This is a genomic window from Ruegeria sp. YKSF131 (assembly GCF_059612645.1).
In genome coordinates this window covers 18,305-31,822 of sequence record NZ_JBXWQZ010000021.1, presented here as the reverse complement: position 1 = coordinate 31,822, position 13,518 = coordinate 18,305, and the positions used below count along the sequence as shown (strand labels likewise).

General features: G+C 61.3%; 14 protein-coding genes. All 14 read left to right on the top strand.

Annotated elements, in window-relative coordinates; all coding sequences use genetic code 11:
* Positions 1 to 157 precede the first annotated feature (157 nt).
* The 14 genes from ftsW (at position 158) to AC2FLZ_RS09680 (ending at position 13,509) form a co-directional block, all read left to right on the top strand.
* A complete protein-coding gene (gene ftsW, locus AC2FLZ_RS09745) occupies positions 158 to 1,321 on the top strand; it encodes a putative lipid II flippase FtsW (protein WP_480475947.1) in 1,164 nt (387 codons plus the stop codon).
* Positions 1,321 to 2,418: a UDP-N-acetylglucosamine--N-acetylmuramyl-(pentapeptide) pyrophosphoryl-undecaprenol N-acetylglucosamine transferase gene (locus tag AC2FLZ_RS09740; RefSeq protein ID WP_480475949.1), complete on the top strand. Its 1,098-nt coding sequence runs from the start codon at positions 1,321 to 1,323 to the stop codon at positions 2,416 to 2,418. Before ftsW ends, AC2FLZ_RS09740 begins: the two co-directional genes overlap by 1 nt.
* Complete coding sequence (gene murC / locus AC2FLZ_RS09735) at positions 2,415 to 3,824, top strand: UDP-N-acetylmuramate--L-alanine ligase (RefSeq protein WP_480475951.1); 1,410 nt, start codon at positions 2,415 to 2,417, stop codon at positions 3,822 to 3,824. Before AC2FLZ_RS09740 ends, murC begins: the two co-directional genes overlap by 4 nt.
* 75 nt (positions 3,825 to 3,899) lie before the next feature.
* Entirely contained in the window at positions 3,900 to 4,148 is a 249-nt protein-coding gene (locus AC2FLZ_RS09730; RefSeq protein ID WP_480516296.1) for a DUF2484 family protein, read from the top strand.
* Positions 4,145 to 4,411: a DUF2484 family protein gene (locus AC2FLZ_RS09725; protein ID WP_480475955.1), complete on the top strand. Its 267-nt coding sequence runs from the start codon at positions 4,145 to 4,147 to the stop codon at positions 4,409 to 4,411. The genes AC2FLZ_RS09730 and AC2FLZ_RS09725 overlap by 4 nt, the downstream gene beginning before the upstream one ends.
* A 24-nt stretch (positions 4,412 to 4,435) precedes the next feature.
* A complete protein-coding gene (locus AC2FLZ_RS09720) occupies positions 4,436 to 4,729 on the top strand; it encodes a hypothetical protein (RefSeq protein ID WP_209504519.1) in 294 nt (97 codons plus the stop codon).
* Positions 4,726 to 5,664 carry a UDP-N-acetylmuramate dehydrogenase gene (gene murB / locus AC2FLZ_RS09715; protein WP_480493806.1) on the top strand — a complete coding sequence of 313 codons (939 nt, stop codon included), beginning with the start codon at positions 4,726 to 4,728 and terminating at the stop codon, positions 5,662 to 5,664. The genes AC2FLZ_RS09720 and murB overlap by 4 nt, the downstream gene beginning before the upstream one ends.
* A gap of 102 nt (positions 5,665 to 5,766) precedes the next feature.
* Positions 5,767 to 6,690: a D-alanine--D-alanine ligase gene (locus AC2FLZ_RS09710; protein WP_496882135.1), complete on the top strand. Its 924-nt coding sequence runs from the start codon at positions 5,767 to 5,769 to the stop codon at positions 6,688 to 6,690.
* Positions 6,678 to 7,685 carry a cell division protein FtsQ/DivIB gene (locus AC2FLZ_RS09705; RefSeq protein ID WP_480475959.1) on the top strand — a complete coding sequence of 336 codons (1,008 nt, stop codon included), beginning with the start codon at positions 6,678 to 6,680 and terminating at the stop codon, positions 7,683 to 7,685. The genes AC2FLZ_RS09710 and AC2FLZ_RS09705 overlap by 13 nt, the downstream gene beginning before the upstream one ends.
* Before the next feature lie 8 nt (positions 7,686 to 7,693).
* Complete coding sequence (ftsA, locus tag AC2FLZ_RS09700) at positions 7,694 to 9,028, top strand: cell division protein FtsA (protein ID WP_480475961.1); 1,335 nt, start codon at positions 7,694 to 7,696, stop codon at positions 9,026 to 9,028.
* Positions 9,015 to 9,434: a hypothetical protein gene (locus tag AC2FLZ_RS09695; RefSeq protein WP_480516298.1), complete on the top strand. Its 420-nt coding sequence runs from the start codon at positions 9,015 to 9,017 to the stop codon at positions 9,432 to 9,434. The genes ftsA and AC2FLZ_RS09695 overlap by 14 nt, the downstream gene beginning before the upstream one ends.
* A 346-nt stretch (positions 9,435 to 9,780) precedes the next feature.
* Positions 9,781 to 11,385: a cell division protein FtsZ gene (gene ftsZ, locus AC2FLZ_RS09690; protein ID WP_480554080.1), complete on the top strand. Its 1,605-nt coding sequence runs from the start codon at positions 9,781 to 9,783 to the stop codon at positions 11,383 to 11,385.
* A 213-nt stretch (positions 11,386 to 11,598) separates the two neighbouring features.
* Positions 11,599 to 12,519 (top strand): UDP-3-O-acyl-N-acetylglucosamine deacetylase, encoded by a 921-nt coding sequence (gene lpxC / locus AC2FLZ_RS09685; protein ID WP_496882129.1) that lies wholly within the window; start codon positions 11,599 to 11,601, stop codon positions 12,517 to 12,519.
* A gap of 126 nt (positions 12,520 to 12,645) precedes the next feature.
* Positions 12,646 to 13,509 (top strand): outer membrane protein assembly factor BamD, encoded by an 864-nt coding sequence (locus tag AC2FLZ_RS09680; RefSeq protein WP_480475969.1) that lies wholly within the window; start codon positions 12,646 to 12,648, stop codon positions 13,507 to 13,509.
* The last annotated feature ends 9 nt before the right edge of the window (positions 13,510 to 13,518 follow it).

Genomic DNA, 13,518 nt, shown 5'->3' with positions numbered 1-13,518 from the left:
AACACGGCTGACCGGCGGTCCGGGTGTGCGGCACGGGTCTTGGGCGGGAAATCCCGATTTGCCCGCGAACAGGCTGGCCTGATCGCCAAATTGCATGTAGACTTTCAGCCAGATCCCGAAAACGGGGCGTTAACGAGGCAGAGAGTGGCGGTATCTCATGACTGAGATGGTGTATGGCGCGGTCCAGGACCAGCGCGGAGAACCGATTCTACCGAAATGGTGGCGTACTATCGATCGCTGGACGATGTCCTGCGTTCTGATCCTGTTTACCATCGGACTGTTGCTGGGGCTGGCCTCTTCGCCGCCGCTGGCCGGTCGTAACGGGTTCGATCCCTTCCATTATGTCGAGCGCCAGGCCTTCTTTGGCGGATTGGCGCTGATCGCGATGCTGCTGACCTCGATGATGTCTCCAACCTTGGTGCGGCGTCTGGCCGTTCTGGGTTTTCTGGGGGCCTTCGTCGCTCTGGTCTTCCTGCCGGTGTTTGGAACGGATTTCGGCAAAGGCGCGGTGCGCTGGTATTCACTGGGCTTTGCCTCGCTGCAACCGTCCGAGTTTCTGAAACCCGGCTTTGTCGTCGTGGCTGCATGGCTGCTGGCCGCCTCGCAGGAAATCAACGGTCCTCCGGGGCGGTTGTGGTCCTTTGCGCTCTGCATGGCCATCGTGGCCATGTTGGTGATGCAACCCGATTTCGGTCAGGCCTGCCTGATCCTGTTCGGCTGGGGCGTCATGTATTTCGTGGCCGGGGCCCCGATGCTGCTGTTGCTGGGCATGGCCGGTGTTGTCGTTCTGGGCGGGATGTTGGCCTATTCGAATTCCGAACACTTTGCCCGCCGCATCGACGGCTTTCTGAATCAAGAGGTCGATCCGACCACCCAGCTTGGCTATGCCACCAACGCCATCCGCGAAGGTGGCTTGTTCGGCGTCGGCGTAGGGGAGGGGCAGGTGAAATGGTCGCTGCCCGATGCCCATACCGATTTCATCATCGCCGTCGCGGCCGAGGAATACGGCCTGATCCTCGTCATGATCATCATTGCGCTGTATGCGCTGATCGTCGTGCGCTCGCTGCTGCGGCTGATGCGCGAACGCGACATGTTCATTCGTCTGGCCGGTACCGGTCTGGCCTGCATGTTTGGCGTTCAGGCGATGATCAACATGGGTGTTGCGGTACGTCTGTTGCCCGCCAAAGGCATGACTTTGCCGTTCGTCAGCTATGGCGGCTCGTCGCTGATTGCAGGCGGTATTGCCGTCGGCATGCTGCTGGCCTTCACCCGAAACCGCCCACAGGGCGAACTAGGCGATATTCTGCGCGGACGAGGATAATGGGGAACCCTTACCTGTTGATTGCGGCTGGCGGCACCGGGGGCCATATGTTCCCCGCTCAGGCGCTGGCCGAGGCGATGCTGCACAAGGGCTGGCGCGTGCGCCTGTCCACCGACCCGCGCGGTGCGCGCTATACCGGCGGCTTTCCCCATTCGACTGAAATTGTCGAGGCGTCCTCGGCCACCTTCGCCCGTGGCGGTCTGGCGGCCAAGGCGATGGTTGGCCCGATTATCGCTGGTGGTGTCACCAGCATGGTCTTCCAGATGATGCGCGACAAACCCGATGTTGTCGTAGGCTTTGGCGGTTATCCCTCGATCCCGGCGCTGGGCGCAGCGACCCTGCTGAAAGTTCCGCGGATGATCCATGAACAGAACGGGGTACTGGGCCGCGTGAATCAGCTGTTTGCAACCCGCGTTGCACAGGTGGCCTGCGGCGTCTGGCCGACGGATCTGCCTGAAGGCGCGCATGGCATCCACACTGGCAACCCGGTACGTGCCGCGGTTCTGGACCGCGCCGCCGCCGGGTATATCCCGCCGGGTGACTATCCGATGTCGGTTCTGGTGATGGGCGGCTCGCAGGGTGCGCGCATCCTCAGCGATATGGTGCCCGGTGCGATTGCCGCGCTGCCCCAAGACCTTCGCGCGCATATCCGTGTCTCGCATCAGGCGCGGGATGAAGATGGCGAACGGGTCAGCGCATTCTACCAAGATCATGGTATCCGCGCCGACGTTCAGCCCTTCTTCGATGACATTCCCCGCCGCATGTCGGATGCGCAGCTTGTGATCTCGCGCTCGGGCGCGTCCAGCGTGGCCGATATCTCGGTCATCGGTCGCCCTTCGATCCTGATCCCGTTTGCTGCTGCCGCCGGGGATCATCAGACCGCCAACGCGCGCGGGCTGGTCCAGGCCGGCGGGGCCATCATGATCCCGGAAAATGCGCTTGACGTTCCCACGCTGACACAGCAAATCACCACGGTTCTCACGAACCCCGAAGCCGCACAGAAAATGGCCCATGGTGCCCTGTCGGTCGGGGCGCCCGATGCCACCCAGCGTCTGGTCGCTCTGGTCGAGCAGCTGGCGCAGAAGGAGACCACATGAACCCAGCAACCAAACTGCCGCAGGACGTAGGGCCGATCCATTTTGTGGGCATCGGCGGGATCGGCATGTCGGGCATCGCCGAGGTGCTGCTGAACCTGGGGTATCAGGTACAGGGCTCCGATTTGAAAGCCTCGAAGATCACCAACCGGCTGGCCAGTTTGGGGGCCGAGATTTTCGTCGGCCAGCGCGCCGAAAACCTTGAAAACGCCGCCGTTGTGGTTGTCTCGACCGCGATCAAACCGGGCAACCCGGAACTGGACCAAGCCCGCGCCCGAGGGCTGCCGGTTGTCCGCCGCGCCGACATGCTGGCCGAACTCATGCGTCTGCGCTCAAACATTGCCATTGCCGGAACACACGGCAAGACCACCACGACGACCATGATGGCCGAACTGATGGTGGCCGGCGATTTCGATCCGACCGTGATCAATGGCGGCATCATCCACGCCTATGGATCGAACGCGCGGATGGGGCAGGGCGAATGGATGGTGGTCGAAGCCGACGAGAGCGATGGCTCGTTCAACCGCCTGCCCGCAACCATTGCCATTGTCACCAATATCGACCCCGAGCATATGGAACATTGGGGTGATTTCGACAGGCTGCGCGACGGCTTTTACGAATTCGTCTCGAACCTGCCATTCTACGGTCTGGCCGTCTGCTGCACCGATCATGCCGAGGTTCAGGCCCTTGTCGGCCGCATCACCGACCGCCGCGTGCGCACCTATGGGTTCAACGCGCAGGCGGATGTGCGGGCTGTGAACCTGACCTATAAGGGCGGCGTGGCGCATTTCGACATCCACCTGCAATACGAAGACAAGATGATCGAAGGCTGCACCCTGCCGATGCCCGGCGATCACAACGTCTCAAACGCGCTGTCCGCTGTGGCTGTCGCCCGCCATCTGGGCATGAAAGCTGCGGAAATCCGCGATGCGCTGGCCAATTTCGGCGGCGTCAACCGTCGCTTTACAAAGGTCGGAGAAATCGACGGTGTCACCATCATCGACGATTACGGCCACCACCCGGTTGAAATCGCAGCTGTTCTCAAGGCTGCCCGTCAGGCGACCGAAGGCCGCGTGATTGCGGTGCATCAGCCGCACCGCTATTCGCGCCTGTCCAACCTGTTTGATGATTTCTGCACCTGCTTCAACGACGCCGATGTTGTGGCGATTGCCGAGGTTTTTGCCGCTGGCGAAGACCCGATCGAAGGTGCCTCGCGCGACGATCTGGTGCAGGGCCTGATCCGTCACGGCCACCGCCACGCCCGCGCGCTGCTGGATGAAGACGATCTCGAACGCCTCGTGCGCGAACAGGCCCGTCCGGGCGATATGGTCGTCTGCCTCGGGGCCGGTACGATCAGCGCCTGGGCCAATGGCCTGCCCGAGAGATTGCAAAGAAAACAAGCAGTTTGACGCGTCATTTGTTTGTCGCACAACTAAAAAGTGTGATACTCTGACTGCAACAGTCGCGTGTCCTCGGAGGGGCGAATGGACTATTCGATGATCTTTGCAGCGCTTTGGGTGATCTGCGCCACCATCGTGGCAATGTTGCCGATGCGCCTGCAATTCCCGCCGGGGTTTGTCCTGCTGATCTGCGCACCAGTGCTGGTCGTGTGGCTTGGGTATGTCCATGGCTGGTTCTGGTCGGTCGCGGCATTTGCCGGGTTCGTGTCGATGTTTCGCAACCCCATCCGGTATTACTGGCGCAAATGGACAGGGCACGAGGTCGCGGAATGACATGGTCTATCGCTCTGGCGGCCCTGTGGGGCTTTGCCGCCAACATCCTTGCGCTGATCCCCAGTACCGACAACCACTGGACGCGCGCCTATATCCTGATCATCGTGGGCATTCCCATCGTCGGCTATGTCACCTATGAAAACGGCCCCTGGATCGGTTTGCTGGTGCTGGCAATGGGCATGTCCGTGCTGCGCTGGCCGGTGATTTATCTGACCCGTTGGACAAAGGCGAAAATGCAGGGCATGAAGGCGGCCAAAGAATAACCGGCCAACTTCAGGAGATCTGTCATGGCGACAATCGCCACATTTGCCTATCTACCGCTCGTTTCCTTCGTTCTGGGTGCCGCTGCCGGGTTTACGGCGGGCCGCTGGCTTGGCCTGCGCAGCCTTCTGTGGCTGATCGGGCTGACATCCGCGGTTGGTCTGGGGCTGATCGTCGTGCTGGCCGGTGTCGGAACGGGTGAAGAAGACAAGGCGTTCGGCCCGCTGGTCTGGTTGACTGCCGGCGTTCTCCCCTTCCTTTTCGCCGCAATCATGGGCGGGGTCGGTGGGCGCAGCCTGGCGGTGCGCGCGACTACATGACACGGCTTCCCCCTGTCCTTCCTGACGTCCGGGGCCGCCTGTCCAAAGCGCGTAACCTGTCTGACCTCACATGGCTCCGCGTCGGTGGGCCGGCGGATTACCTGTTTCAACCTGCCGATATCGAAGACTTGCAGGCCTTCCTGCGCGATCTGCCGGATGGTGTGCCGGTCTTCCCGATGGGGGTCGGCTCGAACCTCATCGTGCGCGATGGTGGCTTGCGGGCCGTGGTGATCCGGCTGGGGCGCGGGTTCAACGCCATCTCGGTTGAGGGCAATACGGTCATCGCGGGCGCTGCCGCACTGGACGCGCATGTTGCGCGCAAGGCCGCGGATGCGGGTGTGGACCTGACCTTTCTGCGCACCATCCCCGGCTCGATCGGGGGCGCGGTGCGGATGAATGCGGGCTGTTATGGCAGCTACACGGCGGACGTGCTGCGCAAGGCCACCATTGTCACCCGGCAGGGCGACCTGCGGGACCTGACGACCGAGGAACTGAACTTTCGCTATCGCCAGTCCGACTTGCCCGAAGGCGCCGTTCTGATTTCGGCCACGTTCGAAGGCCCGTCCGGCGATCCCGATGATCTTCATGCCCGAATGGAAGCGCAACTGAAAAAGCGTGACGAAACACAGCCCACCAAGGACCGCAGCGCCGGATCGACGTTCCGCAACCCGGCCGGGTTTTCCTCGACCGGGCAGGCCGATGACGTGCATGACCTCAAGGCGTGGAAAGTGATCGACGATGCGGGAATGCGCGGTGCGGCACGCGGCGGGGCGCAGATGAGCCCGAAACACTCGAACTTCCTGATCAATACCGGCACCGCCACCGCTGACGACCTCGAAGGTCTGGGCGAAGAGGTGCGAAAAAAGGTTTACGAAACAAGCGGCATCACGCTAGAGTGGGAAATCATGCGGGTCGGTGATCCGCTAAAAGAATAAAGCCCCGACCGTCAGACCAAAACAGGCAAATTCAGGCGACGGATCAAAGGCATAAACGCAGTACGGACCACCACATAAGGTCCGGGGACATTGAGGCGCACATTGGGTATGTCGAGCAGGACAAACCCCAAAGTGGCGGTATTGATGGGCGGCCCCTCGGCGGAACGCGAGGTGTCTCTCAGCTCTGGGCGCGAATGCGCAGCCGCCCTTGTGGGAGAAGGCTTTGAAGTGGTCGAACTGGACGCAGGTCCCGACCTCTATGCGCGCCTGTTGGATATTCAGCCGGATGTGGTTTTCAACGCCCTGCATGGCCGCTGGGGCGAGGATGGCTGCGTGCAGGGGATGCTGGAATGGATGCGTATCCCCTATACCCATTCGGGCGTTCTGGCCTCGGCCCTTGCGATGGACAAGCAGCGCAGCAAAGAGGTGTTCCGGTCCGAAGGCCTGCCCGTTGTCCCCAGTGTGATCGTCCCGCGTGCCGAAGTGACCCGCGCCCATGTGATGGAACCGCCCTATGTGGCCAAGCCCAATAACGAAGGGTCCAGTGTCGGTATCTACATCGTCCACGAAAACGCCAACGGCCCGCCGCAGCTGTCCGAAGATATGCCCGACCAGATCATGGTCGAGAAATACGTGGCCGGGCGCGAGTTGACCGTGACCGTGATGGGCGACCGCGCCCTGACCGTGACCGAGATCATGACCGATGGCGGCTGGTACGATTATGACGCCAAGTACAAACCCGGTGGATCATGGCACGTGGTCCCTGCCGATATCCCGCAGGACATCTTTGATCGCTGTATGGATTATGCCTTGCGCGCGCATGATGCTTTGGGCTGCAAGGGTGTCAGCCGCACCGATTTTCGCTGGGATGACAGCGCGGGTGCTGATGGGCTGTTTCTGCTGGAAACCAACACCCAGCCTGGCATGACACCCACCTCGCTGGCCCCGGAACAGGCCGCGCATATGGGCATGACATTTGGTCAGCTCTGCGCCTGGATGGTTAAGGACGCCTCATGCAACCGTTAATCGCCAGCCGCTCTCTGGAAATCCATCGCACCAAGCCCCTTGCCGGGCCGGATGCCGATTTTGCCTCGGCTGATACGGAGCCGCATGACACCCAGCCCATTCTGCGTCTGCGCGGGGCGCGGGTGTTTTCCCGCACCGCACGCCGCAGCGATCCGGCCCCGTCGCGCCTCAGCTATCGTCTTCAGCGCTGGATGCTGACACCGGGTATCCGTCTGGGCGTCAAGCTTGGCCTGCCGATCTGCGCCATTGCCGCGGCAGTTGGCGTCTATTTTGCCTCTCAGGAACGGCGCGAAGCGCTTGGTACCTATATTGCCGATATTCGCACCTCGATTCAGGAACGCCCCGAGTTCATGGTCAACCTGATGGCCATCGACGGGGCAGGCACCAGCCTGTCCGATGATATCCGCGAGGTCGTGCCTCTGGATTTCCCGATCAGTTCCTGGGATCTGGATGTCGAACAGATGCGCGACACGATCACCGGGCTTGATCCGGTGAAATCGGCAACCGTACGTATCCGTCCGGGCGGCATCCTTCAGGTCAACGTGGTCGAGCGTCAGCCCGTGATTGTCTGGCGGACGCATGACGGGCTGGAACTGCTCGACGAGACCGGCGCGCATGTCAAGGAAACCACCTCTCGCAAGGACCATGCCGACCTGCCGCTGATCGCGGGCGCGGGCGCGGATGCCCATGTGGCACAGGCGCTCGAGATCTTTCAGACCGCCCGCAGCCTGGGCAATCGTGTGCGCGGGCTGGTGCGCGTGGGTGAACGGCGCTGGGATCTGGTCCTGGACCGTGGCCAGCGCATCATGCTGCCGACCGAGCGCCCGGTGCGTGCGCTGGAACGCGTCCTTGCCGTGAACGAGGTGCAGGACCTTCTGGAACGCGACGTGGCCGTGGTCGACATGCGCCTTGGCCAGCGTCCCACCATCCGAATGACCAAAGCCGCCAGCGAAGACTGGTGGAATACAAAAGTGACACTGAGTAACGGGCAGTAACGAGCATGATGACCGATCTTTATCAGTCCCAACGCGCCATGCGCCAAATGCGGCGCCAGGCATTGCAACGCGGTGTGATCGCGATTCTGGATGTGGGCAGTTCCAAGATTGCCTGCCTCGTTCTGCGTTTTGACGGATCGGGCCGGCTGAGTGAAGATAACACCATCGGCTCAATGGCGGGGCAGACGGGGTTTCGGGTGATCGGGGCCGCAACGACACGTTCGCGCGGCGTACAGTTTGGCGAAGTCACCGCCATGCAGGAAACCGAACGCGCCATCCGCACCGCGCTTCAGGCCGCACAGAAGATGGCCGATATTCGCGTCGATCACGTCATCGCCTGTTTCTCGGGGGCCAACCCGCGCTCTTACGGGCTGGACGCACAGGTTGATCTGGATGGCCAGCTGGTGACCGAGGCCGAAGTGGGTCGTGTTCTGAACGCATGCGACGTGCCGGATTACGGCGACGGGCGCGAAGTGCTGCACGCACAGCCGGTCAACTTTGCGCTCGACAACCGCTCGGGCCTGATCGACCCGCGCGGGCAGATGGGCCAAAGCCTTGCGGTCGATATGCACATGCTGACCGTCGATGCGATGGCGATCCAGAACATCGTGCGCTGTATCAAACGCTGCGATCTGGAACTCGCCGGGATTGCGAACTCGGCCTATGTCTCGGGAATCTCCGCGCTGGTCGAAGATGAGCAGGAACTCGGCGCGGCCTGTATCGACATGGGCGGCGGCACCACCAGCGTTTCGATCTTCATGAAGAAACACATGATCTATGCCGATTGCGTGCGTATGGGCGGCGATCACGTGACCGCCGATATCTCGATGGGGCTGGGTGTGCCCGCGGCTGTGGCGGAACGGATCAAGACGTTCAATGGCGGCGTTCATGCGACCGGCGCTGATGACCGCGACATGATCGATATCGGCGGCGATACCGGTGACTGGGAACACGACCGCCGCACGGTCAGTCGGGCCGAACTGATCGGCATCATGCGTCCGCGCGTCGAGGAAATTCTAGAAGAGGTCCGCGTGCGTCTGGATGCGGCCGGGTTTGAACACATGCCAAGCCAGCAGATCGTTCTGACCGGTGGCGGCAGTCAGATCATGGGGCTGGACGGCCTGGCGACCCGCATCCTTGGTCAACGCGTGCGTCTGGGCCGCCCGCTGCGAGTGCATGGCCTGCCGCAATCGGCGACAGGACCGGCGTTCTCGTCCTCAGTGGGGCTCAGCCTGTTTGCGGCGCACCCGCAGGACGAATGGTGGGATTTCGAAATCCCGGTCGATACCTACGCCGCGCGCCCGTTCAAGCGGGCCGTCCGGTGGTTCCGTGACAATTGGTAGACACCTGCAACGGGCCGCGCTGTGTACGGCCCTGTTGCCGGGATGGGTTTCGGCCCAGACCATCATCACGCCCGAGGCATTTCTGGATGCCGCCGTCGGCAAAACGCTCACGTTCCATGAGATTCGCAGCGGCTATTTCGTCGGGACCGAGCAATTTCTGAACCGTCACGTTTCGGTTTGGCGACAAGAGGGGCAGGGCTGTGTCTATGGGCAGATCACCACGCCAAACGGTCAGATCTGCTTTCTCTATGACAATGATCCGGATGGTATTCCCGTCTGCTGGTGGCCCTTCCTGCACGAAGGCCGTCTGATGGTGCGTCTGGCCTCGTTTGCAGAAAGCGAAATCCAGGAGGTGCGCAGCATCACCGAAACCAGCCTGAACTGTCCAAGTGCGCCGCTCAGTTAAAAAATTGGTTGCGGCGCGCCGATTTATCCCTCAAGATATCCACAAGGCCCGGCAGAGGCGCGCGGCAGGACCTGAGCAGTTTTCCGCAGTGTAAATGATGGTCGACCAAAGCGTGACGAACGGCTGAGTCCTCGCGCCGGGGTCGTCTGCCTTGTGATGGTCGCCGATGTTTCCGCTATATCTGGCAGTACCCGCGAAATGCCGCCGGTTTCTGCCTTATTTCCTCCATATTTTGTGGTGAATCGCGATTTTTGACGTGACCTTTTCGCATCAGCCCGCTAGAATCGAGCAAGGATAGGTAAGAAAAATACCGCTTTGGCGGAACATAAATACAGGCGGACAGAGCATGACATTGAATCTTTCGATGCCCGGGCAAGACGAACTGAAGCCTCGGATTACAGTATTTGGCGTTGGCGGTGCGGGCGGTAACGCTGTCAACAACATGATTGAAAAACAGCTGGACGGCGTCGATTTTGTCGTCGCCAACACCGATGCGCAGGCGCTGCAGCAAAGCCAGTCCTCGGCGCGGGTGCAACTGGGTGTGAAGGTCACCGAAGGTTTGGGGGCAGGGGCCCGTCCGGCCGTGGGTGCCGCGGCTGCCGAAGAAAGCATCGAACAGATCGTCGACCATCTGGCAGGCGCGCATATGTGCTTTATCACCGCGGGCATGGGTGGCGGCACCGGCACCGGCGCCGCTCCGATCATCGCGCAGGCCGCGCGTGAGCTGGGCGTGCTGACCGTGGGTGTCGTAACCAAGCCCTTCCAGTTCGAAGGTGCCAAGCGGATGCGTCAGGCCGAGGACGGTGTTGAGGCACTGCAAAGGGTCGTCGACACGCTGATCATCATTCCGAACCAGAACCTGTTCCGCCTCGCCAATGAAAAGACTACCTTTACCGAGGCGTTCTCGATGGCCGACGATGTCCTGTATCAGGGTGTCAAAGGCGTAACCGACCTGATGGTGCGTCCGGGCCTGATCAACCTCGACTTTGCGGATGTACGCGCCGTGATGGACGAGATGGGCAAAGCCATGATGGGCACCGGTGAGGCAACTGGCGAAGACCGCGCCATTCAGGCGGCGGAAAAAGCCATCGCCAACCCGCTGCTGGACGAAATCAGCCTCAAGGGCGCCAAGGGTGTACTGATCAACATCACCGGTTCGCACGACCTGACCCTGTTCGAGCTGGACGAAGCCGCCAACCGCATCCGCGAGGAAGTGGACCCCGAGGCGAACATCATCGTCGGCTCGACGCTGGATACCGCGATGGAAGGCGGCATGCGCGTGTCGGTTGTTGCGACCGGCATCGACGCCACCGAAAAAACGGCTGATATTCCGGTCGCGCGCCGCTCGATGTCCGAGCCGCTGACCCGCACCGTTTCGGCCGAAGAATACGGTCGCGAAGAAGCGCCCGCAGCCGCCGAAATGGCAGAGCCCGCGCCGCAGATGGAAGAGGACCGCGAACCTTCGTTGTTTGAAGCCGCGGAAGAGCCCGCCCAGCCGAAGTTCCAGCCGTTTGATGAACGGGATGAGGACGATCTGCCGCCACCGGCCTATCAGCCGCGCGTCGCCGAATTCGAGCCGCAGCCCGAGCAAATAGAACCGGCGCCCGAGGCTTTTGTTGCCCCGCGCGCGCCTGTCGCAGGCACCCCGTCGCCCGAAGCGCTCCAGCGTTTGCAGGCAGCGGTTCAGAAGGTTCCCTCGGCAGCTCAGCGCGCCGCAGCGCCCCGCCCGCAAGCGGCGGTTTCGCATCACGAACCCGAAGAACGCTCGCGGTTTGGCTTCAATCGGCTGATCGACCGGATGACCGGGCACGCCTCTGATACACCGGCCCATCCGCCGCGTCAGCAGCCCGTTCTGCGCCAGTCCGAGGCCACGGCACCGATTCACGATGAGGCCGACCCGGATCAGGATCGTATCGAAATTCCAGCCTTCCTGCGCCGTCAGGCCAACTGATCGCGGTAACAAAATCCACTCACGGGGTCGCCATTTGGCGGCCCTAATTCTTTTTAAAACAGTGGCTTACGAACGGGTAAGCAGGGTTTTGCCGATCTGTTACATACATGTTTCATTCGGTTACAAAGAGTGAGTTGAGCCTTGACGCGGGCTTCCTTAACTGAGTGTCCAACACAGCCCCAGCAGGCTGGACACCACTCGCCGAGGCCCATTTTGCAACATACGCTCAAATCTCCGGTCACGTTTAAAGGCGTCGGGCTGCACAGCGGCAAGCCTGCGACCATGATCCTGAAACCGGCAGCAGCTGGTCATGGCATCTGGTTCAAACGGACGGATATCCATCTGGGCGATGCGATGATCCCGGCGATCTATCACGTGGTCGAACGGACCCCGCTTTGCACCCGTCTGGTGAATGATGCCGGGGTGTCGGTATCCACCATCGAACATATCATGGCAGCTTTGGCCGGGTGCGGCGTTCACAACGCACTGATTGAAATCGACGGCCCCGAAGTTCCGATCATGGACGGGTCTTCGATCGATTTCGTACGCGGCATCATGGCCCGAGGCGTGCGCCGTCAGGCCAGCCCGGTGCTGGCCTATGAGGTGCTGAAGACCGTCACCGCATCGCGTGAAGGGGCCAGCGCAAGGATCGCACCTGCGGATGGGCTGATCATCGATTTCCACATCGATTTCAAAGACAGCGCAATCGGCAGCCAGACCAAGACGCTGGATATGCGCAACGGGTCGTTCGCGCGCGAACTCAGCGATTGCCGCACCTTCTGCCGCCGCATTGATGTTGAAGCCATGCGCGAACACGGGCTGGCCCTGGGCGGTACTCTGGATAACGCCGTGGTCGTGCAGGGCAGCGAGGTTCTGACGCCCGGCGGGTTCCGCCGCGTCGACGAAGCCGTGCGCCACAAGATGCTGGATGCTCTGGGTGACCTCTATCTGGCAGGCGGGCCGATTCTGGGCCGTTTCACGGGCGACAAGTCGGGTCATTCGCTGACCAACACATTGCTGCGCAATCTGTTTGAAACGCCCGGCGCGGTGCGCCCGGTTCTGTGCACGCCGGAACAGGCCGCACGCCTGCCCGGGCAGGGCTTGATCGTAAACGAAATTCCCGAAGTCGCCTGATCAGATCAACTCTGACGACATTTGCGCCAGATGTTGCATAAGGCGTTTTGCACCGGAATATTCTGTGCTAGACCATGGCTCAATTCGGGGCGAACCCCATTAAGTAAGACGACAAGGATGGGCGGTATGGTTGGCAGCAAAGCGGCAGTCAGATTCGCAGGCGCGGTTCTTCTGGCAGCAGTTTTGACGGCATGCGGTAACGGGGGCGGCCTTTTCGGCAACAAGGGCGCGGACCGGGAACAGAATCTGGAAGGGTTCACACCGGAACAGATCTACACCCGTGGCGAATACGAACTGTCGCAGAATCGCTCGGATGACGCGGCTTGGTATTTCTCCGAGGTTGAGCGTCTGTATCCCTATTCAGACTGGGCCAAGCGTGCGCTGATCATGCAGGCGTTCTCGTTCCACTCCGACAAGAACTACGAAGAAAGCCGGGCCGCGGCCCAGCGGTATATCGACTTCTATCCAACGGACGAAGACGCGGCCTATGCCCAGTATCTGCTGGCGCTCAGCTATTACGACCAGATTGACGAGGTCGGGCGCGATCAGGGGCTGACCTTTCAGGCGCTGCAATCGCTGCGCACCGTGATCGAGGTTTATCCCGACAGCGAATATGCCACCTCGGCAGTGTTGAAATTCGATCTGGCCTTTGACCATCTGGCCGGCAAAGAGATGGAGATCGGGCGCTATTACCTGCGTCAGGATCACTTTGCCGCGGCCATCAACCGCTTCCGCGTCGTGGTCGAGGATTTCCAGACCACGTCCCACACCGCCGAAGCGCTTTATCGTTTGGTCGAGGCTTATCTTTCCCTCGGCCTGCTGGATGAGGCGCAAACCGCAGGTGCCATCCTTGGCTACAACTACCAATCCTCGGAATGGTATGACGATGCGTACAAGCTGCTGACCTCACGCGGGCTTCAGCTCAAGAGCCGTGGCAACAACTGGCTCAGCACGATCTATCGTCAGACCATCAAGGGTGAGTGGTTGTAATCGCCATGG